This is a genomic window from Actinospica acidithermotolerans (genome assembly GCF_018139625.1).
Taxonomy (GTDB): Bacteria; Actinomycetota; Actinomycetes; order Streptomycetales; family Catenulisporaceae; genus Actinospica; species Actinospica acidithermotolerans.
Genome location: NZ_JAGSOH010000074.1, coordinates 1 through 24,584 on the forward strand (window position 1 = coordinate 1; position 24,584 = coordinate 24,584).

26 protein-coding genes and 1 riboswitch are annotated in these 24,584 nt (G+C 72.1%); of the genes, 13 read left to right on the forward strand and 13 right to left on the reverse strand.

Going from position 1 to position 24,584, the window contains the following annotated elements; genetic code table 11:
* The coding region (locus KDK95_RS22330; protein ID WP_212520201.1) for an aminotransferase class V-fold PLP-dependent enzyme at nucleotides 1-1,290 on the reverse strand (1,290 nt) is incomplete at its 3' end.
* Nucleotides 1,291-1,400: 110 nt separating this feature from the next.
* A riboswitch (SAM riboswitch) is annotated at nucleotides 1,401-1,513 on the reverse strand.
* 160 nt (nucleotides 1,514-1,673) lie between these two features.
* Between KDK95_RS22330 and KDK95_RS22335 the strand changes: the two genes are divergently transcribed.
* Nucleotides 1,674-2,771 carry a GNAT family N-acetyltransferase gene (locus KDK95_RS22335; RefSeq protein WP_212520202.1) on the forward strand — a complete coding sequence of 366 codons (1,098 nt, stop codon included), beginning with the start codon at nucleotides 1,674-1,676 and terminating at the stop codon, nucleotides 2,769-2,771.
* On the opposite strand, the gene KDK95_RS22340 is transcribed toward KDK95_RS22335, so the two are convergent.
* The 3 genes from KDK95_RS22340 to KDK95_RS22350 all read right to left on the reverse strand — a co-directional run bounded on the left by KDK95_RS22340 (nucleotide 2,728) and on the right by KDK95_RS22350 (nucleotide 5,854).
* Nucleotides 2,728-3,024 (reverse strand): DUF3303 family protein, encoded by a 297-nt coding sequence (locus KDK95_RS22340; RefSeq protein WP_212520203.1) that lies wholly within the window; start codon nucleotides 3,022-3,024, stop codon nucleotides 2,728-2,730. The two genes, KDK95_RS22335 and KDK95_RS22340, sit on opposite strands and share 44 nt — an antisense overlap.
* A gap of 126 nt (nucleotides 3,025-3,150) precedes the next feature.
* Nucleotides 3,151-4,515, reverse strand: coding sequence for a M16 family metallopeptidase (locus KDK95_RS22345; RefSeq protein ID WP_212520204.1), 1,365 nt, complete (start codon nucleotides 4,513-4,515; stop codon nucleotides 3,151-3,153).
* 1 nt (nucleotide 4,516) lies between these two features.
* Nucleotides 4,517-5,854, reverse strand: coding sequence for a M16 family metallopeptidase (locus KDK95_RS22350; RefSeq protein WP_212520205.1), 1,338 nt, complete (start codon nucleotides 5,852-5,854; stop codon nucleotides 4,517-4,519).
* A 202-nt stretch (nucleotides 5,855-6,056) separates the two neighbouring features.
* Here KDK95_RS22350 and KDK95_RS22355 point away from each other — a divergent pair, with 202 nt between their 5' ends.
* Nucleotides 6,057-6,713 (forward strand): hypothetical protein, encoded by a 657-nt coding sequence (locus tag KDK95_RS22355; RefSeq protein ID WP_212520206.1) that lies wholly within the window; start codon nucleotides 6,057-6,059, stop codon nucleotides 6,711-6,713.
* Here KDK95_RS22355 and KDK95_RS22360 read toward each other — a convergent pair.
* A complete protein-coding gene (locus KDK95_RS22360; protein ID WP_212520207.1) occupies nucleotides 6,654-7,463 on the reverse strand; it encodes a maleylpyruvate isomerase family mycothiol-dependent enzyme in 810 nt (269 codons plus the stop codon). The two genes, KDK95_RS22355 and KDK95_RS22360, sit on opposite strands and share 60 nt — an antisense overlap.
* A 309-nt stretch (nucleotides 7,464-7,772) precedes the next feature.
* Here KDK95_RS22360 and KDK95_RS22365 point away from each other — a divergent pair, with 309 nt between their 5' ends.
* Nucleotides 7,773-8,723, forward strand: coding sequence for a DMT family protein (locus tag KDK95_RS22365; RefSeq protein ID WP_212520208.1), 951 nt, complete (start codon nucleotides 7,773-7,775; stop codon nucleotides 8,721-8,723).
* Here KDK95_RS22365 and KDK95_RS22370 read toward each other — a convergent pair.
* The 3 genes from KDK95_RS22370 to KDK95_RS22380 are packed head-to-tail and all read right to left on the reverse strand — an operon-like array spanning nucleotide 8,627 to nucleotide 10,868.
* Complete coding sequence (locus tag KDK95_RS22370; protein ID WP_212520209.1) at nucleotides 8,627-9,349, reverse strand: DedA family protein; 723 nt, start codon at nucleotides 9,347-9,349, stop codon at nucleotides 8,627-8,629. The two genes, KDK95_RS22365 and KDK95_RS22370, sit on opposite strands and share 97 nt — an antisense overlap.
* A gap of 1 nt (nucleotide 9,350) precedes the next feature.
* Entirely contained in the window at nucleotides 9,351-10,154 is an 804-nt protein-coding gene (hisN, locus tag KDK95_RS22375; RefSeq protein ID WP_212520210.1) for a histidinol-phosphatase, read from the reverse strand.
* Nucleotides 10,155-10,190: 36 nt separating this feature from the next.
* Nucleotides 10,191-10,868 (reverse strand): DUF4232 domain-containing protein, encoded by a 678-nt coding sequence (locus tag KDK95_RS22380; protein ID WP_212520211.1) that lies wholly within the window; start codon nucleotides 10,866-10,868, stop codon nucleotides 10,191-10,193.
* A 332-nt stretch (nucleotides 10,869-11,200) separates the two neighbouring features.
* Between KDK95_RS22380 and paaC the strand changes: the two genes are divergently transcribed.
* Both paaC and KDK95_RS22390 read left to right on the forward strand, forming a co-directional pair.
* Nucleotides 11,201-11,989, forward strand: coding sequence for a 1,2-phenylacetyl-CoA epoxidase subunit PaaC (paaC, locus tag KDK95_RS22385; protein ID WP_307844567.1), 789 nt, complete (start codon nucleotides 11,201-11,203; stop codon nucleotides 11,987-11,989).
* Nucleotides 11,990-12,122: 133 nt separating this feature from the next.
* Nucleotides 12,123-13,199, forward strand: coding sequence for a 2Fe-2S iron-sulfur cluster-binding protein (locus KDK95_RS22390; protein WP_212520212.1), 1,077 nt, complete (start codon nucleotides 12,123-12,125; stop codon nucleotides 13,197-13,199).
* Nucleotides 13,200-13,250: 51 nt separating this feature from the next.
* Here KDK95_RS22390 and KDK95_RS22395 read toward each other — a convergent pair whose 3' ends face one another.
* Nucleotides 13,251-14,432, reverse strand: a complete 1,182-nt coding sequence (locus tag KDK95_RS22395) for a globin domain-containing protein (protein ID WP_212520213.1) — start codon at nucleotides 14,430-14,432, stop codon at nucleotides 13,251-13,253.
* Between the two features lie 233 nt (nucleotides 14,433-14,665).
* On the opposite strand from KDK95_RS22395, the gene KDK95_RS22400 reads away from it, so the two are divergent.
* The gene (locus KDK95_RS22400) at nucleotides 14,666-15,451 is read left to right on the forward strand and encodes an SDR family NAD(P)-dependent oxidoreductase (RefSeq protein WP_212520214.1); all 786 of its coding nucleotides are present in this window, start codon (nucleotides 14,666-14,668) and stop codon (nucleotides 15,449-15,451) included.
* 37 nt (nucleotides 15,452-15,488) lie between these two features.
* On the opposite strand, the gene KDK95_RS37460 is transcribed toward KDK95_RS22400, so the two are convergent.
* On the reverse strand, nucleotides 15,489-16,130 hold the full coding sequence (locus KDK95_RS37460; protein ID WP_212520215.1) for a DUF3887 domain-containing protein: 642 nt from the start codon (nucleotides 16,128-16,130) through the stop codon (nucleotides 15,489-15,491).
* 78 nt (nucleotides 16,131-16,208) lie between these two features.
* Between KDK95_RS37460 and KDK95_RS22410 the strand changes: the two genes are divergently transcribed.
* Nucleotides 16,209-16,355 (forward strand): hypothetical protein, encoded by a 147-nt coding sequence (locus KDK95_RS22410; protein WP_212520216.1) that lies wholly within the window; start codon nucleotides 16,209-16,211, stop codon nucleotides 16,353-16,355.
* A gap of 60 nt (nucleotides 16,356-16,415) precedes the next feature.
* Here the strand turns inward: KDK95_RS22410 and KDK95_RS22415 are convergent, their stop codons facing one another.
* A complete protein-coding gene (locus KDK95_RS22415) occupies nucleotides 16,416-17,309 on the reverse strand; it encodes an SDR family oxidoreductase (protein ID WP_212520217.1) in 894 nt (297 codons plus the stop codon).
* Nucleotides 17,310-17,477: 168 nt separating this feature from the next.
* Here KDK95_RS22415 and KDK95_RS22420 point away from each other — a divergent pair, with 168 nt between their 5' ends.
* The 3 genes from KDK95_RS22420 (at nucleotide 17,478) to KDK95_RS22430 (ending at nucleotide 19,702) form a co-directional block, all read left to right on the forward strand.
* Nucleotides 17,478-18,440: a LysR family transcriptional regulator gene (locus KDK95_RS22420; RefSeq protein WP_212520218.1), complete on the forward strand. Its 963-nt coding sequence runs from the start codon at nucleotides 17,478-17,480 to the stop codon at nucleotides 18,438-18,440.
* Nucleotides 18,441-18,617: 177 nt separating this feature from the next.
* Nucleotides 18,618-19,100, forward strand: coding sequence for a nitroreductase/quinone reductase family protein (locus tag KDK95_RS22425; protein ID WP_212520219.1), 483 nt, complete (start codon nucleotides 18,618-18,620; stop codon nucleotides 19,098-19,100).
* Nucleotides 19,097-19,702 carry a GNAT family N-acetyltransferase gene (locus KDK95_RS22430; RefSeq protein WP_212520220.1) on the forward strand — a complete coding sequence of 202 codons (606 nt, stop codon included), beginning with the start codon at nucleotides 19,097-19,099 and terminating at the stop codon, nucleotides 19,700-19,702. The genes KDK95_RS22425 and KDK95_RS22430 overlap by 4 nt, the downstream gene beginning before the upstream one ends.
* Before the next feature lie 107 nt (nucleotides 19,703-19,809).
* Here KDK95_RS22430 and rsgA read toward each other — a convergent pair whose 3' ends face one another.
* A complete protein-coding gene (rsgA, locus tag KDK95_RS22435) occupies nucleotides 19,810-20,817 on the reverse strand; it encodes a ribosome small subunit-dependent GTPase A (protein WP_307844568.1) in 1,008 nt (335 codons plus the stop codon).
* 340 nt (nucleotides 20,818-21,157) lie between these two features.
* The gene (gene aroA / locus KDK95_RS22440) at nucleotides 21,158-22,474 is read right to left on the reverse strand and encodes a 3-phosphoshikimate 1-carboxyvinyltransferase (RefSeq protein WP_212520222.1); all 1,317 of its coding nucleotides are present in this window, start codon (nucleotides 22,472-22,474) and stop codon (nucleotides 21,158-21,160) included.
* Between the two features lie 30 nt (nucleotides 22,475-22,504).
* Between aroA and KDK95_RS22445 the strand changes: the two genes are divergently transcribed.
* From KDK95_RS22445 to rsrA, 3 genes are all read left to right on the forward strand, one after another.
* Nucleotides 22,505-23,209, forward strand: a complete 705-nt coding sequence (locus tag KDK95_RS22445; protein ID WP_212520223.1) for an SOS response-associated peptidase — start codon at nucleotides 22,505-22,507, stop codon at nucleotides 23,207-23,209.
* Between the two features lie 179 nt (nucleotides 23,210-23,388).
* On the forward strand, nucleotides 23,389-24,066 hold the full coding sequence (locus KDK95_RS22450) for a sigma-70 family RNA polymerase sigma factor (RefSeq protein ID WP_212520224.1): 678 nt from the start codon (nucleotides 23,389-23,391) through the stop codon (nucleotides 24,064-24,066).
* A complete protein-coding gene (rsrA, locus tag KDK95_RS22455; protein WP_212520225.1) occupies nucleotides 24,063-24,383 on the forward strand; it encodes a mycothiol system anti-sigma-R factor in 321 nt (106 codons plus the stop codon). The genes KDK95_RS22450 and rsrA overlap by 4 nt, the downstream gene beginning before the upstream one ends.
* The last annotated feature ends 201 nt before the right edge of the window (nucleotides 24,384-24,584 follow it).

Sequence of the window (24,584 nt, forward strand, 5' to 3'; positions counted from 1 at the left end):
GGTCAGCAGCGTGCGCAGGGCGGCGAGCAGCCGGTCTACGTCGGCCGAGGTCGAGCCCACGCCGAAGGACGCGCGGATCGCCCCGTCGGCGGCGAGGCCGAGCCTGCCGAGGAGCGGGTGCGCACAGAAGCGGCCGTCGCGCACGCCGATGCCGTGCTCGGCCGACAGGTACGCGGCGACCCAGCCCGCGTGGTAGCCGGCGACGGTGAAGGAGACGACGCCGATCGCATCGACGGGGGAGGAGACGGGGGCGGCAGCCGGGGATTGCGGAGAAGCGGCGGAGGCGCCCGAAGGCGAACCCTCGCCGTCAGCCCAGATGCTCAGCACGCTGATCTCCGGAAACTGCGCGAGGCCGGCCAGCAGCCGCGTGCGCAGCCGGTCCTCGTGCTCGGCGAGTGCCGCGCCGCCGACGGACGCGAGTTCCTCGCAGGCCCGCGCGAGCGCCGCCGCGCCGAGGACGTTCGGGGTGCCGCCCTCGTGCCGGGCCGGGCCGGTGGCCCAGTCGGTCGAGGCGGTGGCTACCTCGCGGACGGCGCCGCCGCCGGCCAGGTAGGCGGGGGCGGCGTCCAGCCAGTCACCGCGGCCGACGAGCACGCCGGCGCCGTAGGGCGCGTAGAGCTTGTGCCCGGAGAGCGCGAGGTAGTCGACATCCGAGTCGGTCAGCGAGACGCGGCGGTGCGGGGCCAGCTGCGCCGCGTCGACCGCGATGCGGGCGCCGTGGCGGTGCGCGATCCGGGCGAGCTCCTTGATCGGGAGCAGCTGGCCGGTCACGTTCGAGGCGCCGGTCACCGCGAGCAGCGCGGTCGGCGTGGCGGCCAGCGCGGCCTCGACGGCGGCGAGCGTCTCGCGGAGGGTCGGCGCGGCCTCCAGGACCGCGTCGCCGCGGCGCTGCCAGGGCAGCAGGTTGGCGTGGTGCTCGATGTCGAGGTAGAGGACGGAGCCCCCGGCGGGCACGCAGTGCGCCAGCAGGTTCAGGGCGTCGGTGGTGTTGCGGGTGAAGACGACCAGGTCGTCCTCGCGGGCGCCGAGGAAACGCCCGACACAGCCGCGGGCGTTCTCCAGCAGCGCGGTGGACACCTGCGACGCGTAGCCGGCCCCGCGGTGCACCGAGGCGTAGTAGGGCAGGGCGGTCGCCAGGTGGTCGGCCACCGCGCGCAGAGCGGGCGCGGAGGCGGCGTAGTCAAGGTTCGCGTAGGAAGTCGAGCCGCCGGTCACCAGCGGTACCGGCAGGTCGGCACCCACCACCGGAAGCAGCGCATCAGTGCATTCGGCCGTTGCGAAGACAGTCATGGTGTCGGTCATAGCAGTTCGCCCCTGGAGGGTTCAGGGAAACGCGACGACCGTTATGCCGCGGTGACGGCGTACCGCATGCCGTACCGGAGCGTATGGAGACGTCGACGAATCCGCGCTTGCCGTACGCCTTCCGCACGGCCCGGTCCTCACCCGGGGCACCCCATCGCGGACGAAGGGTTGCCGACCAGCGAGCCGGGGCTTATCGCTGGTACTCATGACCTTGATCGAAGACGCTAGCACGCGGTCCCGGCCGCGCGCATCCGTGGTCCGCTTCCTAAGACGGATTCACCCGTTTACCATCGTCTGAGCCGGGCGGGCGGGAGCACCCGAGCCGGGCAGGCAGGCGTACGAGCAGGTCACGGGGCGAGAGCGGAGATTCGGTGGAGATCAGGACTTTCCTAGGCGCGGACGCGGACGACTCCGTCCTCGCCCGCTTCCACGCGCTGTTCGAGGCGGACGGCCGGCGCACGTTCCCGGGCTTCCCGGCGCAGCCGTTCCCGGGGTACGCCGCGAACATGCGCGCGAGCCGGCACTACGATCTCGGCCCGCGGCGCGTCTGGGCCGCGTGGGAGGACGGCGAGCTGCTCGGCTACGGCACCGTCGTCTATCCGGACCGCCACATGCTCGAGACCGCGATCCCGCGCGTCATCGTCGACGAGGCGCATCGCCGGCGCGGCATAGGCACGGCGCTGCTGCGCGAGATCGCCGCGGACGCGCGTGCCGAGGGGCGGGCCACGCTCGCCTACGAGCAGGTCCGGATCGGTACGGACGGCGAGCACTGGGCCCGCGCCGTCGGCTTCGCGAACACGCAGCTCAGGCGCTGGCAGATGCTGCACGTCGCGGACGTTGACCCGGCGCTGTGGGAGGTTCCGGTGCCCGCGGGCTACCGGCTCGTGCGATGGACCGACGCCGCGCCGGACGACCTGGTCGCGGCCTTCGCGCAGGCGCGCAACGCGATCGCCGACGCCCCGCACGGCGATTCCTCGCTCCTCGAGCCGGAGTGGACGGTCGAGCGGATCCGGCAGTCCGAGGCGGACATCCGGGCGGCGGGCGAGTCCGCGCGCTTCGTCGTCGCCGTGTGCGAGCGGAGCGGAGCCGTCGCCGCGGTCACCGGGATGCTCCTCGAACCCGGCCGGGTGGATCTCTGCTGGCAGCGGGACACGGCCGCCGTCGCCGATCACCGCGGGCTCGGGCTCGGCCGCGTGGTCAAGGCGGCGATGATGCGCTGGCTGACCGTGGACATCCCCGGCCTCGGCAGGGTCGTCACCAACACGGCCGCGGACAACGCGTCGATGAACCGGGTCAACGAGCAGGTCGGGTACACCCACTACGCGGACATCGGCCTGTTCGAGGCCTCCGTCGAGCAGATCGGCGCGGCACTGGGGACGGCCGCCGCCGTCCCCGCGCCGCGCACCGAACCGGCCCTCGGCGGTATCACCCGGCCGCGTACTTCTGCAGCCCCTTCTGGACCTCGGTGAAGTCCATCACCGGAATCACGTCGATCCCGGCGCCGAGCTCCTGGAAGAAGGGCTCGGCGATGCTCGGGATGTCGGAGAGGTCGGCGAGGTCGAACACGAAGAACCCGGTGCGCTTGCCGTTGTGCGCGCCGAAGTACACGGCCTCGGGCTTGAGCGCCGCCAGCGTGGACTCCATGACCTGCCCCAGCTTGTTGTCGCGGATCGCGGCGTTGGCCTTGTCGGTGTCCATCTCGACCGTCAGCAGTACCCGCATGATGTCACCCGCCTCGCGGAGAGAAGTTTCAAACCGTATGCGGGTAATTCTCGTCCGACTGGATCATGCGGGTGAGGATCCTTAGCTCGCCTCACGAGAGGCGGCCGAGCGGTCCGAGAAAAGCGGCTACGCCTCCCGGACCGCCTTCGCCAGCTCCGTGCCGAAGGCCGACTCGTCGCCCTCGACCGCCACGACGAGATCCTGCGGGCGCAGCACCGCGCGCACGGCCTCGTTGACCTCGTCGAGGGTGACCTCGAGCAGTCGGGCGTGCTCGGTGGTGATGTAGTCGCCGGGCAGGTCGTGCCTCGTCATCTCGATCAGCCGGTCGCCGACCGCGCCCGGGCTCTGCAGGCCGATCGGAGTGGCGCCGGCCAGGTAGGCGCGGGTCAGCTCCAGCTCGGCCGCGGTCGCGCCGCCGTCGAAGAACTCGTTGATGATGCGCAGCGCGTCGGCCACGGCCGGAGCCGTCGAGTCCGTCTGCACCTCGGTGTTCGCTGAGTAAAGGCCCTGCGGCCGACCCAGGTCGAAGGACGAGTGCGCGCCGTAGGTGTAGCCCTTCACCTCGCGCAGCTCGTGGTTCAACCGGGAGCTGAACGAGCCGCCGAGGATCGTGCTGGCCACGCGCAGCGCCACGATGTCCACGCCCGCGGCCATCAGCTCCCTGCGGGTCGGCACCGGGTGCCCGATGCGCAGCGTCGACTGCACCGCGCCCGGACGGTCCGCGATCGTCAGCCGCTGCCGCTCGGCCAGCGGGGCGCCGCCGTCCGGCGTGGCCGGGGCCCCGGTCGCCGCGTCCGCGAACACCGCGGCGGCCAGCGCCTCCAGGTCCAGCAGGTCCAGGTCTCCGGCCACCAGCAGCACGCCGGGCCCGCGCAGCCAGCGCGCGTGGAACTCCCGCACCGCGTCGCCGGTCAGCGCGGCGGTGCTCTCCGGCGTGCCGCCGGCGAGACGGCCGAAGCGCGCCTGCTCGCCGTACAGGGCGTTGCGCAGCGCCTGCTGCGCGCGCACGCCGGGGCGGGCGAACTGCTCGCGCTTGGCCGAGGCCAGGTCGCTCAGGAAGCGGCGGGTGTCCACGTCGCGGAACGCGGGCCGGCGCACCGCCTCGGCGAGCAGGCCGACGCCCGCCTCCGCGCGGGAGACCGGCAGGTCGATGGTCACCTTCGTGCTCTGCCAGCCGCTGTCCACGCCCCAGCGCCCGCCGAGCGACTCGACCGCGGCGCCGAACTCGTCGGCCGTGTAGTTCTCGGTGCCCTCGTCGAGCAGGCTCGCGGTGGCCCGGGACAGGCCGTCCAGCGCCACGGCGCCGTCCGCCGGCAGCGGCTCGGCCAGCGCGCCGCCGCCGAGCATCACGCCGAGCCAGGCGAGCGGCTGGCCGGGCAGGTGCGCGGCGACGACCCGGCCGCCGGCCAGTTCGAGCTTGCGCACCTCGGGGAAGGCATACGGCCGCTGGGCCGCCGCGGTCGGACGCGCGGCCAGTCGGGGTGAGGTCACGTCAGTTCCCTTCGCTCGCGGTGGAAACCCGGTACTCCAGGGTGACCCGGTTGTTCGGGGTGAAGATTCGCTCGGCGGCGGCCCGCACGTCCTCGGCGGTCACGCTCAGCAGCTCGGGCAGCCGGTCGCGCACCCGGTCCGCGTCGCCGAACAGCACCGCGTGCCGGCTCAGCTGGTCGGCCCGGGAGCCGACCGAGGACAGCTCGCGCGCCCAGTCCGCCTCCAGCATCGAGCGGGCGCGGTCCAGCTCCGCCTCGGTCGGAGCCAGGCTCGCCGCCTGCTCGCAGACCTCGAAGTAGGCCGCCAGCAGCTCGGCCGGGTCCACGCCGGGGCGCGGGGTGACCATGCCGCTGAGCATCGACTCGTGCCAGGCCAGCTGCCAGGAGGCCAGGTAGGAACCCTCGGCCTGGGCCAGTTCGCGCTTGGTGACCAGCTCGCTGAACAGCCGCGCGCCGCGCCCGCGGCCGAGGACCGCGGCGAGCACCTCGTCGGCCGCCGCGCCGGGCCGGCCGAACCGGGTGGCCCGGAAGCCGAAGAAGAAGCGGGGCAGCGGCACCGGCTCCACGACCACCTCGTGCACCGGGCCCTCGATCCCGGCCGGCAGCGCGGCCACCGACGGGGCCGCCGGGCGCGGCCGGGCGGGCAGCGCGCCGAAGTACTCCTCGGCGAGCCCGCGCACCTGCGCCTCGTCCGCGTCCCCGACCACGGTCAGCACCGCGTTGTCCGGGGAGTAGTAGGACTCGTAGAAGGCGGTGAAGTCGGACTGCTCGGCGCTGTCCAGCTCCGCCATCGAGCCGATCGTCGAGTGGTGGTACGGATGGCCCTCGGGGTAGGCGAGCGCGAGCAGGATCTCGGCCCAGCGGCCGTAGGGCACGTTGTCGTACCGCTGCCGCCGCTCGTTCTTGACGACCTCGCGCTGGTTGTCCAGGTTCTCCTGGGTCAGCGCCAGGCTGCCCATCCGGTCCGCCTCGAGCCACAGCGCCGTCGGCAGCGCCGCGCTCGGCACGGTCTGGTAGTAGTTCGTCCGGTCCGCGCTGGTGGTGGCGTTGATCGCGCTGCCGCCGACCTCCTGCAGGACACTGAAATGCTCGGTCTTGCCGACCTGCGCCGAGCCCTGGAACATCAGGTGCTCGAAGAGGTGCGCGAAGCCGTGCTTGCCGGCCGGCTCGTGCCGCGAGCCGACGTTGTACCAGAGGTTCACGCCCGCGATGGGCGAGGTGCGGTCCTCGCACACCACCACCCGCAGGCCGTTGTCCAGCGAGAACTGCCGCACCGGCCAGCGGAAGCCGCCGTCCGCGGCGGGGTTCTCGGCGGTACCTTCGCTCGGCTGTCGCACCACGCGCCCTCCAGGCAGGGTCTCAGATCCACTCGCTCCTGATGCCCAACATACAGGGCGGGCCGGATGATCGAAGGGCGCGCGGCTGCTGAGGATTTCATCGGGAATTTCCCAGCTTGCCCGAAGGTTCAGGATGCATGCTGCGGTGACGGAGCGGGGATCTTTACCAACAGCCCGCCGGACGACGACTTGGGGAGAGTGCGCCATGGATTTCGACCTCGGCCCCTCCAGGATCCTGCCACGCTGGGTCGTCGTGTTCTTCCTCGGCGGCGCCGTGGTGCTGATCCCGTGGATCGTGCTGATGTTCACGGTGCCGGACGCGGTGGACGTGACCCGGCGCTGGGAGCTCGTCTGGGGCGGCTTCGACTGCTTCCTGGTTCTCGGCTTCGCGCGCACGGCCTTCAACCTGATCCGGCGCTCGCCGCGCGGCGCGGTCACCGCCGCGATGACCGGCACGATGCTGCTGATCGACGCCTGGTTCGACGTGCTCACCACGCACCGCGGCGGCCAGCTGATATCGATCCTGATGGCCGCGTTCGCCGAGATCCCGTGCGCGCTGATCTGCTTCTACGTCTCCCGCCGGATCACCGACCTGTTCGAGCAGACGAAGGAGTACCTGGTCGCCGCCGGGTTCACCGTGCAGGCCGGCCGCGTGGTCCCGCCGGCCGGCTTCCCCGGCGCCGCGGTCCCGGCCGAGCCCCCGGCCGCGCCGGTCGCCGCCGCCGAGGCGGCGGGCCTCGGAAACGCATCAGGGCCCGAACCCGCCGTGGCGGCGGATCCGGGCCCGGTGCTCCGGCAGATCTCAGAGCGCGGTCTTGGCGCTCCAGTAGGCCAGCAGGGGCTCCTCGCCGAGCAGCTCTAGGCCGGCTTCGGCGCCGCCCTTGCGCTGGGTGATCCACAGCGCCAGGTCCGAGGCCGTGCCGCGCACCGCGGCGGCGCCCTTGACGTGCGCGTGCGACCAGCGGAAGCCGTGCGGCTCGAGCGTGATCAGCCATTCGCCGGGCAGCTCGCTCTCGTCCAGGTCCGTGGCGTGCAGGTGGATCGTCTCGCCGTCGCCGTGCAGCTCGCGCACCGCCGGGCGGAAGCGCTTGGTGTACGGCACGTTGGCCAGGAACTCGTCGATGGTGTCCACGGCCACCGCCTGCTCCAGCGCGGTCGCCTCGCCGAGGACCGCCAGCTCGGCGTCCACCCGGTGGATCGCCGTCTCGTGCAGCATCCGGCGCAGCCAGAAGCGCACGTGCTGGTCGCCGCCCCACGCGTAGCACGGCGCGTCCAGGTCGGCTCGGCCCAGCGCCTCCACGAGCGCGGCGCCGCCCGCGGCGACCCAATCGGGCGCGGCGGACCAGGCGTCCTTCGGGAAGCCGATCTCCTGCGCGCTCAGCTCGATCCGCTCCTGCGGGAGCCGGGTGACGATGGCGGTGGCCCAGCGGTGGATCCGGCCGAGGTGCTCGACCAGGTCGGCCAGGGTCCAGTCCGGGCAGGAGGGGACCGGGCGGCCGGGATCGGCCTCCGCGACCAGCGCGGCGATCCGGGCCACGTCCGCCTTGATCAGGTCCAGTACGCGGGGGGCTTCGAGGGCATGGCAGGCGGGCGACGGGGCGAGGGTGGGCACCGGTCGGACTCCTTCACGGATGACGGGGCCGTCCGCGGGTACGCGGAAGCGGCGAGCTGGCTGGTTCAGGCGTGGGAGAGCGTTCTCGCACAACGCTCCACCCGAGGGAGTGAAATTACGCGGTATCGCTGGATTCTGCCCCGATCAGGGCGAAGCCATGCGTTCCGCGGATGAGTTGATTCAGCATGCCCGGTCCGCGGCCGGTACGCCACGTGAGATAGATCATGCGGACGGGGGTCCCCCCGCGCCGCGCCTGGGTAGAGTTGGATCCTTAAGAAGATCGGTGGAATCCCGGCGAGGGAGTCTGAAGTGAGTTGGGGATTGGCGGGCGCTCTGATCGCCTGCCTCTGCTACGGGGTGGCCACCGTCTTCCAGGCGATGGGCGCCCGGCGCGTCGAGGGTACCGAAGGAGTGGACCCGCGGCTGCTGATGCGCGTGCTCGGTTCGCTGCCGTTCCTGCTCGGCACGGCCATGGACGCGCTGGGCCTGATCTTCAACCTCTTGGCGCTGCGCCAGCTGCCGCTCTTCGAAGTGCAGGGCATCGTCAACACCAACCTCGCGGTCACCGCGGTGTTCGCGAGCGTGCTGCTGAACATCCATTTGACCAGCAAGGACAAGCTCGCGGTCGCGGCCGTCGTCGGCGGCCTCGTGCTGCTCGGCTTCGCCGCCGGTCCCGAGGGCTCCGGCAGCTTCACGATCGCCGGACGCTGGGCGCTGCTCGGCGTCTCGCTGCTGCTGGCGGTCACCGCGCTGGTGCTCGGCAACGTCTACAAGAGCGCGCACCCCGCCCTGCTCGGCACGGTGGCGGGCTTCCTGTTCGGCGTCTTCGGGATCGCGGTGCGCGTGCTGCCCTCGATCGAGCCGGCGAAGCTGGTCACCGAGCCGGCCGCGTACGCCGCGGTGATCGCCTCGGTCACCGGCTTCCTGTTCTTCACCACGGCGCTCCAGCGCGGCTCGGTGAACGCGACCGCCGCCGCGCTGGTGGTGGGGGAGACGGCCGTGCCCGCGCTCATCGGCGTGACCCTGCTCGGCGACAGCGCGCGCCCGGGCTACGGCGTGGTGGGCGTCTTCGGCTTCCTGCTCGCGGTCGGCGGCGCGCTCGCCCTCGCGCGCTTCGCCGAGATCCCCGAGCAGGAGCCGGACGGGGACGCCGTCCTATTGGATCAGACCTCTGACGAGCGGGACGCGGAGGACGGCGCGGGCACCGCACCGCCCGGCTCCGCCGGCCCGGCCTCGGCCTCGTCCACGGCCATCTCCTGAAGCGTCTCCCGGTCCCTGGCCCGCTGCCTGCGGCGCCTGACCAGGACGACCGCCGCGATCGCGGCGGCGATGGCCCCGAGCAGCGAGTAGCTGACCACCGAGGTGTAGTGCTCGACCCGCTGCCAGGCCGAGCCCGCCAGGTAGCCGACCAGGATGTACGCGGTGGCCCAGGTGACCCCGCCGATCGCGTTCCACAGCAGGAACGTGCCGTACTTCATCCGGCTCGTCCCGCACAGCCCGGGCACCAGCGCGCGCAGCACCGAGACCCAGCGGCCGGAGAAGACCGCGCGGCCGCCGAGCCGGTGGATGGTCTGCTTGCCCTGCTCCACGTGCTCCGGCTTGACCAGCCGCTTCGGCAGCCGCGCGAGCAGCGAGTCGCCCCAGCGCCCGCCGACCCAGAAGCCGATCGAGTCGCCGACGATCGCGCCCAGGATCGCCGCCGCGAGCACGCCGGGCAGCGAGACCCGGTGCTCGTAGGCGAGGAATCCGCCCACCACGACCGCGGTCTCGCCCGGTACCACGAATCCCAGGAAGACCGAGGACTCCAGGGCCGGCAGCAGGAAGACCAGCGCCAGCGCGGACCAGCCGCTGAAGATCAGCAGGTGGTTGATGATCACGTTGAGCACGTCAGTCCCCCGTGTCCTCGCCGAGATACGCCAGCAGCGCCTCGTGCAGCAGCCCGTTCGACGTCATCCCGGAACCGGCCGAGGGCGAGGGGTCCCCGTCCACGGCGCTGAACCGGCCCCCCGCCTCGGTCACGATGATCGCGGGCGCGGCCACGTCCCACAGGGACAGCTCCGGCTCAGCCGCGATGTCCACCGCCCCCTCGGCCACCAGCATGTGCGACCAGAAGTCCCCGTAGGCGCGGGTGCGCCAGCACGCCCGGGAGAGCGCCAGGAAGCCGTCGAGCTTGCCGTACTCCTCCCAGGAGATCACCGAGGAGTAGGCGAAGGAGGCGTCCTTGAGCTCCCTGACCTTCGAGACCTGCAGCCGGCTGGCCTGCGAGAGCGAGCGGCCGGTGTAGGCGCCGCCGCCGGCCGAGGCCCACCAGCGGCGGCCCAGCGCGGGCGCCGAGACCACGCCGACGACGGGCCTGCCGTCCTCCATCAGCGCGATCAGGGTGGCCCACACCGGCACCCCGCGCACGTAGTTCTTGGTGCCGTCGATCGGATCGACGATCCAGGTGCGCCGGCCGTCCGCGCGGCCCGCGACGGTGCCGAACTCCTCGCCCAGCATCGAGTCGCGCGGACGGGACCGGCCGAGCGCGCTCCGCAGCAGTTCCTCCACCGCCCGGTCGGCGTCGCTGACCGGGGTCAGGTCGGGCTTGGTCTCGACCTTGAGGTCGAGGGCCTTGAAGCGCTGCGTCGTGAGCGAATCAGCCTGATCCGCCAGCACGTGCGCGAGCCTGAGGTCGTCGTCGTATCCCGTCACAGCACCAAACTACCGTTTGCGGCCGCCGGGACGCTCTCAGCTGCCGGTGCCCGGCCGCACCGCCTCCACGTGCAGGGTCACCACGTCGCCCTTGCAGGCCGTCGAGTCGAAGGCGATGTACAGCAGGTTGCTGGTGTTCGGCGGATAGACCTGCAGGTAGGTCGTCGGCGTGGGCTGGCACGTCGTCGGAGGCCAGTTGGCCGCGTCGCCGATCTGCAGGACCGCGTACGCGTGGCCGCCCGGCTGCAGCGTCACCAGCGAGGGAGTCACCTGCGGGCTGCGGGCGGCGGGCTGGCCCACCTGCTGCACCGGGGTCCCCGCGCCGAAGGACACGCCCGGGTAGCCGTACATGGTGCACGGTTCGTTGTTCAGATTCTTGAAGACGATGTCGACGTAGATCGATCCGGCCGTCCCCTGCTCGCCGCTGACCGAGCCGTTGAGATAGCGCGCCGAGCACGTCGCGACGCCGGAGGAGCCGCTGCCGCCGCTGCCGCTGCCGGCGGTGCTGGTCCCGCCCGCGGTCCCGGTGGCGTTCGCCGGAGTCGCCGAGGCGGCCGCCGCCGTGCCGGCGCCGCCGGTGCCCGCGGTCGCCGCCGGGTGCGAGCCCGAAGCGGTACTCGCCGCGTTCCCGCCCCCGGAGGAGCCGCCGACGCACGCCGTGCAGAGGACCAGCGTGCCCGCGGCCACTCCCAGAGCCGATATGACCTGCTTCATCGATCCGCTTCCTTCCACCCCTAGACGGCTTGCGCTCGTACGGTCCGTACCCGTCCGGCCACAAGCAGAGACCTCCCTTTCGGTCATTCGGTTGGAGCATTCCGCGCGGCGGCTCCGTTGACGGCCCAGGTCGGCTCGGCAACACTTAAACCGAACGTTCGGTCGGTTAGAGCCGGACGCTCCCGACGCCCTTCGGCCTTCCTCCGGATCGTTCCGGCGGGGGCGGTTTCCGCGAGCGGCACCCGGGAAAAAGAGCCCTATTTCACTCCGGCCCGGGACTAGGACTGCCGCCATCCGACTTACTATGAGTTGCCTAGGGAGGTGCGAGGCCTGTGAACACACGTGTGCGCGGCCTGACGGTGCTGGCCAGGACGCTTAAGCCGCTGGACGCCTACGTGCTCCGCCTCGGCGACGACGCGCTGATCGCCTCGCACCGGCTCACCGAGTGGCTCACCCGCGCCCCCGACCTGGAGGAGGAGGCCGCGCTGGCGAACGTGGCGCTGGACCAGCTCGGCCAGGCCAGGTTCCTGCTCGGCTACGCGGGCCGCTCCAGCGGCCTGACAGAGGACGAACTCGTCTACCGGCGCGGCGAGCGCGAGTATCGCAACTGCCTGCTGGTCGAAGTGCCGAACGGCGATTTCGCGCACACGATCCTGCGGCTGCTGCTCTTCAGCGCGTATCAGCGCGGGCTCTACGAGGCGCTGAGCGAGTCGGCCGACGACGAACTCGCCGCGTTCGCCAAGAAGGCCTGCGTCGAGGTCGATTACCACTACGAATACGCCGCCGGGTGGACCCTGCGGCTCGGCGACGGCGGCGAGGAGGGCCACGACCGGGCGGGCGCCGCGCTGGCCGAGCTCTGGCCGTACACGGCCGAGCTGTTCGCCGGCGACGAACTGGTCACCGCCCTCGCGGCCGAGGGCCTGGTGCCCGAGCCGGAGGCGATCCACGGCCCGTGGACGGAGCGGGTCGTCTCGATCCTCGCCGAGGCCACGCTGGGCACCTCGCCGAGCGTGGCCTGGCGGCCCGGCGGCGGCCGGAGCGGGCTGCACACCGAGGCGCTGGGCCGCCTGCTCGCCGAGATGCAGTCCGTGCACCGCGCGCACCCCGGGGTCACCTGGTGACGGTCATGCACCACGCCCGCACTGCCGGTTCCGCCGGCTCGGCCGGCTCCACACGCCCCCCGGCGCACCGGCTCGTCTCCCGGATCGCCGGCCCGGAGACGGCCGGGCCCGAGCCGTTCCCGGCGGTGCGGGCATGAGCCTGGCCTTCCATCCGCTCCGTGTCGGCGTACTCGAAGCACTCACGCCCGACGCGGTGCGGATCATCCTCGAGGTGCCCGAGGAGCTGGCGGAGGCGTACCGCTACATCGCGGGCCAGCACGTGACCATCCGCTTCTCGGCGCAGGGCCCGGACGGCGAAGGCGTCGAGCTGCGACGCTCGTACTCGCTGTGCGCCCCGCCGAGCGAGAAGGCCCCGCGCACGCTGCAGATCGCGGTCAAGCGCTCGGTCCCCGGCGGCTTCGGCGACTACGCGGTACGGAAACTGGCTGTCGGCGACACCCTCGACACGCTCACACCCACCGGCCGCTTCCACGCGTATCCCGAGCCGGGCACGCACCACGTCGCCATCGTGGCGGGCAGCGGAATCACGCCGGTCTACGCGATCCTCGCCGACCGCCTCGCGCACGATCCGGCCAGCCGCGTCAGCATCGTGTTCGGCAACCGGACCACGGCCGAGATCATGTTTCTCGAGGACCTCGCCGACCTGAAGGACCGTTACGGCGAGCGGCTGAACCTGCTGCATGTCCTGTCCCGCGAGGAGCGCGGCATCCCGCTGCTCAGCGGCCGGATCGACGCCGAACGCCTGCCGGACCTGCTCGCCGCGGTCGACGCCACCGCGGACGACGCGTACTACCTCTGCGGCCCGACCGCCATGGTCGAATCCGCGCGCGACGTGCTGCACGGGATGGGCGCCGAGCGCGTGCGCTTCGAGCTCTTCGACAGCGGCCCGCGCCGCGCCCCGCACCCCGAGGCCAGGTCCGCCGAGACCGCGACGGCCACCCTCAACGTCACCCTCGCCGGCCGCACCACCGTCTGCGCCATGCGCCCGGACGACGTCTGCGTCCTCGACGCAGTCCTGCGTCACCGACCCGACGCACCGTACTCGTGTACCGCGGGCGCCTGCGGTACCTGCCGAGCGAAGGTCACCGCCGGCGCCGTCGAGATGACCCACGACTACGCGCTGGAGGACGCCGAGAAGGCCGCCGGCTTCGTTCTGACCTGCCAGTCGCTGCCGACGACCGGCGTCGTCGACCTCGACTTCGACGCCTGATCGATTCCGGCGCCTGATCAGGGCCGAGGCCCGACTGGTTCCGACGCCCGGTCACGCCGACTGCGCCAGGGCCAGCCGTCGCACGTCGAGGATCACGCCGGACTGCCGGTCGAAGGAATCGAAGCGGATACGCCGCTCGTCCACACCGAGTTCGAGCAGCGGACCCACGGTGCCGGCCACCATGGGCCCGGGGCCGGCGAGGAAGACGTCGTGCCGGGTCCAGTTGTCGTGCTCCAGCGCCTGACGCCGCAGCACATCCGCCAGCGTGCCGCGCTCGCCGCGGAAGCGGTAGTCGTCGGATACGCAGGGGACGACGCGCAGGCACGGATCGCGGCGGACGAGCATGGAGAGCTTGTCCATGGCATACAAATCCTCCGCTCGGCGTACGCCGAAGTAGAGGTGCACCCGTCGGCGGTCATTCCAACGGCTCAACTCCTCGGCCAGCGCGACCATGGGTGCGAGGCCGGTGCCGCCGCCGACGAGCAGGATGTCACGCTGCGAACGCGGGTCGCAGACCATGGTGCCGACAGGAGGCCCCAGGCGCACGGTGTCGCCGAGGTATGTGTGATGCACAAGCGCGGAAGAGACCCAGCCCGCGTCGATCGCCTTGACGTGCAGGGAGAGCAGCCCGTCGGGCGCCGGCGCGTTCGCGATCGAATACGACCGCCACACCCGCGGCCAGCGCATCGTCTCCACCGAAGCGTACTGCCCGGCCTTGTACGGGTACGGCGAATCCGGCTCCAGCGTGACGATCGCCGTCGACCCGTTCGGCCGCGCGTGCCCGACGACGCGGGCGGTCCACCAGGGCGGAGCGGTCAACGCCGCCTCGTTCGCCGCCTCCACCATCAGCCCCGCGACACGCTGGAACGCGGCGCACCAGCAGCCGTCCATCTCGGCCGTCCAGCGCGGCCCGGCGAACCTGCGCAGGGTGCTCAGCAGGCACTGGCCGACGACGCCGTAGTGCTCGGGCCGTACGCCGAAACGCCGGTGGTCGCGGCCGAGCTGGCGCACGTACTCCTCGAGCGCCTCCGTGTCGTGCGCCCGGTGCACCAGCGTGACCAGCGCCGTGATCAGCCGGTCCCGGTGCGCGTCCATCATCGGGGGGAACAGGTCCCGCAGCGACGGGTCCTCGAGGAACAGCAGCGCGTAGAAGTGGCTCGCCAGCTTGTCCGCCTCGGCCTCGACCAGCGCGAACGACTCCTGAATGAGGCGGGGATCGAAGGGCGTCGGCATCCGGGGGTCCCCTCGTGGTCGGTTGCTTGGGCTCCGCCCGGCGGCAGGCCGTCGGGATGAGTTAGTCCTCACGCTAGGTCATTCGGCTGCTACGCGTGGTGCGTTCGGGTGAATTCGCTGGTCCGCGCCAGGCTCGATCCGCGACCGAACGGGCGTATGACGATGACTCAGGGTGACCCGGGCGTGAGCGACGTCACTCGACGCGACCGGTCCGCGGTGCAAGGATCGGCGGCATGACTACCGCTCTCATCACCGGCGGCACGGCGGGCATCGGGCGCGCGTTCGCCGACAAGTTCGCCGCGCTCGGCTACGACCTCGTCCTCGTCGCCCGGAACCAGGAACGGCTCGACGAGGCGGCCGCCGAGCTGCGCGGCGAGGCCGGCGAGGAGCGGAAGCACGGCCCCGTCCGGGTGGAGACGCTCAGCGCGGACCTCGCCACGGTCGAGGGCCGGGCGCTGGTGGAGGAACGGCTCGGCGAGAAGGACCGGCCGGTCGACATCCTCGTCAACAACGCGGGCTTCGGCCTCGGCCACTCGTTCCGCTCCGGCAGCCTCGACGACGAGGAGCGCCTGATCGACGTGCACATCCGCGCGGTGCTGCGCCTCACCCACGCGGCCCTGCCCGGCATGGTGCTGCGCGGCAAGGGTTCGGTGATCAACGTCGCCTCGGTGGCGGCGTTCGTCCCGCGCGGCACCTACAGCGCGTCGAAGGCCTGGGTCGTCAGCTTCAGCGAGTCCGTGGCCGCCGAGCTGAACGGAACCGGCGTGCGCTGCATGGCCCTGTGCCCCGGCTTCACCCATACCGAGTTCCACGACCGCGCCGAGGTCGACCCCAACGAGATCCCGAGCTGGATGTGGCTCAACGCCCCCGACGTCGTCGACGCCGCGATCGACGATCTCCGCAAGGGCCTGACGGTGAGCGTCCCGAGCATCAAGTACAAGGCCCTGGTGGGCGCGAGCAAGGTGGTCCCGCGGCGCTTGAGCACGCGCGTCGGTCGCGGCGTGTCCAAGCGCTGGTAGGCGGGCGCGCCCGGCGCGTCCCCGGGGCGTGGTGCCGTCAGACTCCGGGCCGCAGTACGAAGAGCCCGGCGATGCGCCCGTCGGCGTCGAACACGACGCGCCCGGTCATCGGACCGCCCTCGAACTCCAGCGGCACATTCACGATCGTGTGCTCGCCGAACGGCCGCGCGACCGGGTCGCCGCAACTCTCGTAGGCGCCGACCAGCGAGGTCAGCTGCGGCCAGGTCTGCGCGAGCTTGTCGGGCGGCAGCTGCGCGCGCATCGTGTCGTCGAACTTCGCGATGAGCTCGTCGTCGCGCCCTGACATCCACGCCTCGAGCACCTCGAGGGCGAGCCGTCCGGCGTCGGGCAGCGGATTCACGGTCATCGGGGCTCCTGTTCGGGGATGGACCGGTTTGCCGAATCGCTGGAACGCGGCCTGACGGCTGGTGCCGAGGGCGTCGCCGATCTCCTGCCAGGTGTGCCCGACTGCCCGGGCCCGGTCGACGCTGAGCTGCAGCGCGGCGTCCGCCACCGCCCGCAGCCGGGCCGCCAGCCGCACCGTGTTCAGCTCCGCCGGCACGTGCCGCTCGTCGCCGTGCCGCAGCGCGTCACCCAGCGCGGCAGCCGCATCCCCGACCGCCGCGGCCATCGCCTCGTCGGTGCCGCCGTCCCTGGTCATCGCCGATGTCGCCTCCACGTGTCAAGGTAGCCTTTACAGCTCTGCCTGTAAAGGCTACCTTGACACGAGAGGGAATCGCGACACGAGGGGACTGACGTGTTCGAGTACCGATGCACGGACGGCCACCGGTTCCAGCGGACCTGGTTGCAGGGCCTGCTCACCATCCACCTCGGCCTGTGGAAGTACGGGCGCTGCCCGGTGGACGGCAGGTGGAGGCGGTACCGGCTGATCAGGCTCGACTGAGAGACCGCTACGACTGAACGGGCCGCTGCGACAGAGAGACCACTGCGACTGAGCAGGCCGCTACTTCTGCGTGAAGTAGCCGGCGCGCTCGATGTCCTCGATGAGGCCAGGCTGCTGGGGATCCCAGCCGTAGCGCTCGCGGGTGAGCGTGCTGGACGTGGGGTTGTCGATCTGCGCGAAGCCGGTGAAGCCGCCGAAGTAGGCCGGGATCTCGGCGCCCGCGACGGACCTGACCGGCACGTCGAGGCCGGCGCCGATGGCCTCGGCGATGCGGCGGAACTCGACGCCCTGCTCGGCGGCGGCGTGCAGGGTGCTTCCGGCCGGGGCGGATTCGAGGGCGAGGCGGAACAGGCGCGCGACGTCGAGGCGGTGGACGGCGGGCCACACGTTCTTGCCCTCGCCGGGGTAGGCGGCGTAGCCCTTCTCCCGTGCGAGGCCGATCAGCAGCGGGACGAAGCCCTTGTCGCCCTCGCCGTGCGCGCTCGGCGCGATCCGGATCGCCGAGGCGCGCACGCCCCGCTTCGCGAAGATGATCGCGGTCTGCTCGGAGACGCGGGGATAGAGCGGCGGGATCGGCGCGGGCACGTCCTCGGTGAGCAGCACGTGGTCCCGGATCAGCGCGGTCCCGGCCGCGACGACGAGCGGTTTGTCGGAGCCGGCCATCGTCTCGCCGAAGGCCTCGATGACCAGCCGGTCGGTCTCGCAGGACGCGTCGAAGTCGGCGAAGTCGTGGATGAACGCGGTGTGGATCACGCCGTCCGCCGCGTCCGCCTCGGAACGCAGGACATCGAGATCGTGCAGCGTGCCGCGCCGCACCTCGGCCCCGGTCGCGGCGAGTGAGGCGGCGCCCTCGTCGGAGCGGGCCAGGCCGACGACCTGGTGTCCCGCGTCGAGCAGGTCGCGGACGACGGCGGAGCCGATGAAGCCGGTCGCTCCGGTGACGAATACGCGCATGATTCTCTTCCCTCGGTAAGGTCCTCCGGTTACTCCTTCACGATGCGCGACGAGAGCCGCGCGTGTCCAAGTCCTGTTCCGGATGGAGTAATACGGAACATGCATCACACCAGCTAGTACCCAGGGTGGAGGCTATTCGGTCTAGAGAGTGCGCGATATCATTCTTGTATGACGGATACGGCATCGCACGCCTCCGAGAACGCCTCCGTCCCTCCCGCCAGCCCCGCTGCCGGCCACGCCGCGGACCTCGACCTGCGGCTGGTGCGCTACTTCACCGTCGTCGCCGAGTACCGGCACTACGGCCGCGCCGCCGCCGCGCTGCACGTCGCGCAGCCCTCCCTCAGCCGCCAGATCGCCAGGCTCGAGGCGCAGATCGGCGCCAGGCTGCTCGACCGCACGACGCAGGGCACGAAGCTGACCGAGGCGGGCGAGGTCTTCCTGCCGCAGGCCAAGGCCCTGCTCAGGTCGGCCGGGCAGGCCGTGGCGCGCACCCGGGCCGCGGCGGAACCGAGCCGGATCACGATCGGCTACATCAGCGGGATCATCGTCACGCCGGCGGTCCGCGAGCTGCGCCGCCAGCATCCCGAGGCAGACGTGCAGGCTGTGCACCTGGGCTACGACGAGGTGCGGGACGCGCTGCTCGACCACCGGGTGGACGCGGCGGTGGCAAGGCTGCCGTTCGCGACCGACCGGCTGCACGTCACGATCCTCTACGACGAGCGGCGGGTGGTGATCGTGCCGCTGGACCACCGGCTGGCCGGCAAGGAGTCCGTCACCCTGGACGACATCGCCGACGAGCCGCTGCCGCAGATGCGCAACTCCGATCCGGCCTGGTCGGCGTTCTGGAACATCGAGCCGAGGCCCGGCGGCGGCCGGGCGCCGAAGGGCCCGCTCATCGACGCGATCGAGGACAAGTTCGAGGTCGTCGCGGCGGGCCAGGCGGTGGCCATCGCCGCGCAGCAGCTCGGCCAGGTCCTGCGGCCCGACCTGACGACCGTTCCGCTGGAGGGGGTCGAGCCGGTGCACGTCGCGCTCGCCACCCGGTCCGACGACCGAAGCCGCCTCGTCGCGGCGTTCCGCAAGATCGCGTCCTCGCAGCTCACCGGCCCAGATCCGGGTGCGCCGCACTAGGTAGGGCGTGTTTTGAAACTAGCGTCGGATCAGGCCGCGGCGTCTGACGCGTGCGATCGCAAGGCGCCGGGTCGTGCGCATACTGGGCGTACGTGGGCGATCCGGCAACGCGGCGAGCGTGCGTGGCAGGCGTCGCGGACCCGGCGATAGTTTCAAAACACGCCCTAGAATCGCCGGATGCGGATAACTCGGCTGGTGCCGGCTCGGCTGATCGGCGGCAAGTACGCCTCGGCGATCGGCCGACGGGTGTTCCCGCCGGTTGACACGGCCCTGCAGCGCGCGACGCGCGGACGCGCCTCGCTCACCCGCGCCATTGGCATGCGCCTGCTGATGCTGGAGACCATCGGGCGCCGCTCGGGCGAACCGCGTGTCACACCTCTGATCTTCGCGACACAGGACTCGGACTTCGTCGTCGTCGGCTCGAACTGGGGCCAGGCACACAACCCGGCCTGGGCCCTCAACCTGGTCGCGAACCCGGACGCCGTCGCCACGCTGGACGGCGAGCGCATCCCGGTCCGTGCCCGGCGGCTGACGGAGCAGGAGCGCGCCGAGGTCTGGCCGCTGATGCTGGAGGTCTATCCCGCGTACGACGAATACGCCAGGCGAGTGCAGGCGAGCTCCGGTCGGGAGATCATGGTCTTCCGATTGGAGCGCGCATGACAGACACCTCAGTCATCTCGGTCGTACCCGCGAACGAGGCGCCCTGGGACGACCTGCAGACGGTCTTCGGGAGCCGCGGCGAGGCCCATCGCTGCCAATGCCAGTGGTTCAAGGTGCCGGCGGCCCAGTGGCGTGCGCTCAGCCCCGAGGACCGCGCCGAGCAGTTGCGCGGCCAAACGGAGTGCGGTTATCCGGACGCCGGTACGACAAGTGGCCTGATCGCGTACCTCGACGCCGAGCCTGTCGGCTGGTGCGCCGTCGAGCCGCGCACCGCCTACCCGCGCCTGCTGAACAGCCGCATCCCCTGGTCCGGCCGCGAGGAGTCCAAGACCGACGAAAGCGTCTGGGCCGTGACCTGCTTCGTCACCCGCGTGGGCTATCGCAGGCGCGGTGTCAGCAAGGCCCTGGCCGCCGCCGCGGTCGATTTCGCCCGGGCCCGCGGCGCCCGCGCGATCGAGGGCTACCCGATCGCCGCCAAGCCCGGCCAGGAGTTCTCCTGGGGCGAACTGTACGTAGGCAGCCGCAGCGTCTTCCTCGCCGCCGGCTTCCGCGAGCTCACCCGCCCGACCGAACGCCGCGTCGTGATGCGGGTTGATTTCTGAGCGCGGGTCTCAGGGTCGTCGGTCCGAGCGAACGCCGGCCGCGTCGTGATGCGGGTCGAGCGAACGCCGAACTCGTCGTGATGCGGGTTGATTTCTGAGCGCGGGTCTCAGTCGCCCGAGGTGAGTGCCGTCAGGAGGCGGCGGAGGGAGTCGAGGCGGGCCGGGTCGACGCCTTCGGTCTCGTCGAGGAGGCAGTCGGGGGCGTCGGCCATGTGGGTGCAGCCGCGCGGGCATTCGGCGGTGATGGCGGCGAGGTCGGGGAAGGCGGCGACGACGGCCTCGGGGGAGACGTGCGCTAGGCCGAACGAGCGTACGCCGGGGGTATCGATCACCCATCCGCCGGGAAGCTCCTCGGTCTCCGGCAGCCGCAGGGCCACGGCCGAGGTGGAGGTGTGCCGGCCGCGGCCGGTCACGTCGTTGACCACGCCGACGACGCGGTCCGCGCCCGGGATCAGCGCGTTGACCAGCGTGCTCTTGCCGACGCCCGAGTGGCCGACCAGGACGCTCGTCTTTCCCGCGAGCTCCTGCCGCAGCGTCGTCAGGTCGCCGCCGCGCTCGGTCACCACGACGGTCACGCCGAGCGGCTGGTAGGCGGCCAGCAGCGGGCTCGGGTCGGCGAGGTCCGCCTTCGTCAGGCAGAGCACCGTGGCCAGGCCCGCCTCGAGTGCGGCGACGAGGCAGCGGTCGATCATCCGCGGCCGCGGCTCCGGGTCGGCGAGTGCCGTGACGATCACCAGTTGGTCCGAGTTCGCGACGATCACGCGCTCGACGGGGTCCGTGTCGTCCGCCGTGCGTCGCAGCACGTGCTGCCGGGGCTGCACCCGCACGACGCGGGCCAGGGAGTCGGGGCCGCCGCGCAGGTCGCCGACGAGCGAGACCCGGTCGCCCACGACCACGCCCTTGCGGCCCAGCTCGCGGGCCTTCATCGCGGTGACCTCGGCGCCCTCGCGCTCGCCCGAACTCACCAGGCACGTGTACCGGCCGCGGTCCACGGCCAGCACCATCGCGTCGGCGGCGTCCTCCTGCGCGGGACGGATCTTGGTGCGGGGCCGGGAGCCGCGCGGATTGGCCCGGACGCGGACGTCGTCCTCGTCGAAGTCCCGGCCGCGCCTCACCAAGGGAGCACTCCACGCGGGAACGCACAGCCGCCCGCCGTCGTCCCGCGTACGTCGGTATGGCGTCCGTTCCGGCGAACGCTGCCCGGTCGCGGCGGACGCACGTCGCCCGCCGTCGTCCCGCGTAGGCCGGCACGCAGGTCGCTCACCGTCGTCCCGCGAGAATCGGTACGGCGTCCGTTCCGGCGAACGTTGCCCGGTCGCGGCGGACGCACGTCGCCCGCCGTCGTCCCGCGAAGGTCGGCACGCAGGTCGCTCACCGTCGTCCCGCGTAGGTCGGTACGGCATCCGTTTCGGCGAACGCTAAAATCCGGTCGCGGCGGACGCGCGTCGGCCGCCGTCATCCCGCGTAGTCCGTTCCGGCGAGCAGCGCCGCCCAGCGTCCGGTGAAGTCCGGCAGCGTCTTGCCGGTCGTTGCCACGTCCTGCACCTGCACGCCAGGGACCGCGAGGCCGAGCACCGCGCCCGCGGTGGCCAGCCGGTGGTCCTCGTACGTGTGGAACACGCCGCCGTGCAGCGGGGCGGGCTCGATCAGCAGCTCCTCCGGCAGTTCCTTCACCCGGCCGCCGAGGCCGTTGATCTCCGCGGCGATCGCGGCGAGCCGGTCGGTCTCGTGCAGCCGGATGTGGCCGATGCCGCGCAGCCGCGAGGGGCCGTCGGCGAGAGCGGCCAGGGCCGCGATGGTCGGGGTGAGCTCGGCCTCGTCGGCCAGGTCCAGGTCCACCCCGTGGATCGTGCCGGAGCCGCGGCACTCCAGGCCGGACTCGGTGAACTCGCAGGTCGCGCCCATCAGCGTGAGGATCTCGCGGAGCCGATCGCCGGGCTGCGTGGTCTGCCGCGGCCAGTCGGCGATGGTCACCGCGCCGCCGGTGACCAGTGCCGCGGCCAGGAACGGGGCGGCGTTCGACAGGTCGGGCTCGATGGTCTGGGTGACCGGCTTGATCGCGCCGGGCCGCACCTGCCAGCGCTCCGGCTCCGAGTCGTCCACCTCCACGCCTGCCTCGCGCACCATCTGCACCGCCATCGCGATGTACGGCAGCGAGGGCAGCCGGCCGCCGACGTGGCGCACGTCCACGCCCTCGGCGAAGCGCGCGCCGCTCAGCAGCAGTGCGGAGACGAACTGCGAGGAGGCCGACGCGTCGATCTCCACGGCGCCTCCGCGCAGGCCGCCGCGCCCGAGCACGGTGAGCGGGAAGTGGCCCGGATGCCCCGCGTCGTCGATCTCGGCGCCGAGCGCGCGCAGCGCGTCCACCAGCGGGCCGACCGGACGCTCGTGCGAGCGCGGGTCGCCGTCGAAGCGCACCGGGCCGTCGGCCAGTGCGGCGATCGGCGGCACGAAGCGCATCACCGTGCCCGCGGCGCCCATGTCCACCTCGGTGCCGCCGGTGAGCTGTTCGGCGGGCTTGACCAGCCAGGACGCGACCGCCCCGGCGGCGGTGGCGGGGACGTCCTCGATCTCGGCGCCGAGCGCGCGCAGCGCCCCGGCCATCAGCAGCGTGTCCCGGCTGCGCAGCGGGCGATAGAGCGTGGACGGGCCCTCGGCCAGCGCGGCCAGCACCAGCGCGCGGTTGGTCGCGGACTTCGAACCGGGCACGGTCACCCGGGCGCGGATCGGTTCAGTGGCGGCCGGTGCGTCCCACAGCTCGTCTCTGCTCATGGCCCAAGGGTATCCGGGAAGATGGGGGACATGTGCGGGAGATATGTGGTGGCCACGCCGTACCGGCAGCTGGAGCTCGAGTTCGGGGCCGTGGCAGGGAACGGATTCGCGGCGTCCTTCGCCCCGAACTACAACACCGCCCCGACCGACCCGGTCCCGGTGGTGTGGCAGCGGCGCGAGGACGAGGGCGAACGGCGGCTTTCGGTGGCGCGCTGGGGGCTGATCCCTTACTGGGCGAAGGACCCGGGCGTCGGCGTGCGGGCGTTCAACGCGCGGGTCGAGACGGCCGCCGAGAAGCCGATGTTCCGCAGCGCCTTCGCCCGGCGGCGGTGCGTGCTGCCCGCCGACGGCTACTACGAGTGGAAGAAGGACGGCGCCCGCAAGCAGCCGATGTTCATCCACGCGGCGGACGGCGGGAAACTGGCGTTCGCGGGGCTCTACGAGCGGTGGATCGACCCCGGGAACCGGCCGCTGTGGTCCGTCTCGATCCTCACCGGACCCGCGCTCGGTCCGCTCGCCGAGATCCACGACCGGATGCCGCTGGCCCTGGCGCGCGACGCGATCGACCCGTGGCTGGACGAGGGCGTCCGGGACGTCGACCAGGTGCGTTCCTTACTCGACCTGACGGCCGCCCCCGCCTGGACGGCTCATCCGGTCGGCCCCGAGGTGGGCAACGTGCGCAACAACGGCCCCGAGCTGATCCGGGAATTAACCGGCCCGGAGACGCTGTTCTAGACCACGTGCCTGGATTGATGACGAGAAGCCCCCTGCAGTCGGCCGACGACGTGTTCGTGCGGCCTCGACTCGTTGACCCGACGCCTCAGCGGCTAGAGTCGGGTGGGGTCAAGGTGGTCGGCGCCGTTCGGGAGCGCCGTGGCCTTGTCCTGGACACGGAGGTTGCAGCAGGCGTGGGCATGATCGCGGATCACGGCCGTCCCGCGGCGTCGGCGGACGTCGAGGACACGCTCGCCGTCGGCGCCGAACCCGAGGCCGCCGCGCTCGACGGGGAGACCCCGGCGGAGCGCGACGCGCGGTTCGAGCGGGACGCGATGCCGTACCTCGACGCGCTCTACTCGGCCGCCCTGCGGATGACCCGCAACCCGGCCGACGCCGAAGACCTGGTGCAGGAGACCTACGCCAAGGCGTACGCGTCCTTCCACCAGTTCCGGCCCGGCACGAACCTCAAGGCCTGGATGTACCGCATCCTGACGAACACCTTCATCAACGGCTACCGGAAGAAGCAGCGCGAGCCGCTGTCCGCCGGGACCGACGAGATCGAGGACTGGCAGCTGCACCGCGCCGAGTCGCATACCTCCACCGGGCTGCGCTCGGCCGAGGTCGAGGCGCTCGACCACCTGCCCGACTCGGACGTCAAGGAGGCGCTGCAGTCCATCGGCGAGGACTTCCGGATGGCGGTGTATCTCGCGGACGTCGAGGGCTTCCCGTACAAGGAGATCGCGGACATCATGGGTACACCCATCGGCACGGTGATGTCCCGGCTGCACCGGGGACGGCGCCAACTGCGGGAACTGCTGGCCGACTACGCGGAGCAGAGGGGCTTCGGCGGCGAGAAGAAGGAGACGGTGTCATGAGCTGCGGCCACCCGCACGACGACTGCGCGTCGGTGCTCGAACACGTCTATGAGTACATCGATCACGAGATGGCGGACGACGACCTCGCCACCGTGAAGCAGCACCTCGACGACTGCAGCCCCTGCCTCGCCGAATACGGTCTCGAGCAGGCGGTGAAGTCGCTGGTGCACCGCTGCTGCTCGGAGGTGGCGCCGGAGGACCTGCGGGCCAAGGTGCTCTCCAAGATCCGCCAGGTCCAGGCCGGCGCGGTGGCCGAGGCCGACCGCGTCCCGGCCGAGGAGCCGGACGCCGCGAAGCAGAGCCCGGCCCTGTCGTAGCCCCCCGGCGGCGGGTCCGCCGCGGCCCGGCCGCCGCGCCGGGTACCGGCCGATCATCGCAAGAGCCTGAGTCGCGGGTCCGTGCGGCGCCGTTCGGCGGCGTACCGTGACGCCGGGGTGACCGAACGTTCACGGCGCGCCGACCAGCGCACTCGACGTTCGCTCGATGAAATGAATTCCTCACGACTACGCCCCCTCGCG

What these genes read in the sequence shown, in the direction of transcription:
- KDK95_RS22340 (WP_212520203.1), bottom strand. Translation starts at nt 3,024, where the DNA reads ATGCGGGTACTGCTGACGGTCGAGATGGACACCGACAAGGCCAACGCC.
- KDK95_RS22355 (WP_212520206.1), top strand. Translation starts at nt 6,057, where the DNA reads ATGGATTTCGACCTCGGCCCCTCCAGGATCCTGCCACGCTGGGTCGTC.
- KDK95_RS22380 (WP_212520211.1), bottom strand. Translation starts at nt 10,868, where the DNA reads ATGAAGCAGGTCATATCGGCTCTGGGAGTGGCCGCGGGCACGCTGGTC.
- KDK95_RS22390 (WP_212520212.1), top strand. Translation starts at nt 12,123, where the DNA reads ATGAGCCTGGCCTTCCATCCGCTCCGTGTCGGCGTACTCGAAGCACTC.
- KDK95_RS22395 (WP_212520213.1), bottom strand. Translation starts at nt 14,432, where the DNA reads ATGCCGACGCCCTTCGATCCCCGCCTCATTCAGGAGTCGTTCGCGCTG.
- KDK95_RS22400 (WP_212520214.1), top strand. Translation starts at nt 14,666, where the DNA reads ATGACTACCGCTCTCATCACCGGCGGCACGGCGGGCATCGGGCGCGCG.
- KDK95_RS22415 (WP_212520217.1), bottom strand. Translation starts at nt 17,309, where the DNA reads ATGCGCGTATTCGTCACCGGAGCGACCGGCTTCATCGGCTCCGCCGTC.
- KDK95_RS22420 (WP_212520218.1), top strand. Translation starts at nt 17,478, where the DNA reads ATGACGGATACGGCATCGCACGCCTCCGAGAACGCCTCCGTCCCTCCC.
- KDK95_RS22425 (WP_212520219.1), top strand. Translation starts at nt 18,618, where the DNA reads ATGCGGATAACTCGGCTGGTGCCGGCTCGGCTGATCGGCGGCAAGTAC.
- KDK95_RS22430 (WP_212520220.1), top strand. Translation starts at nt 19,097, where the DNA reads ATGACAGACACCTCAGTCATCTCGGTCGTACCCGCGAACGAGGCGCCC.
- aroA (WP_212520222.1), bottom strand. Translation starts at nt 22,474, where the DNA reads ATGAGCAGAGACGAGCTGTGGGACGCACCGGCCGCCACTGAACCGATC.
- KDK95_RS22445 (WP_212520223.1), top strand. Translation starts at nt 22,505, where the DNA reads ATGTGCGGGAGATATGTGGTGGCCACGCCGTACCGGCAGCTGGAGCTC.
- KDK95_RS22450 (WP_212520224.1), top strand. Translation starts at nt 23,389, where the DNA reads ATGATCGCGGATCACGGCCGTCCCGCGGCGTCGGCGGACGTCGAGGAC.
- rsrA (WP_212520225.1), top strand. Translation starts at nt 24,063, where the DNA reads ATGAGCTGCGGCCACCCGCACGACGACTGCGCGTCGGTGCTCGAACAC.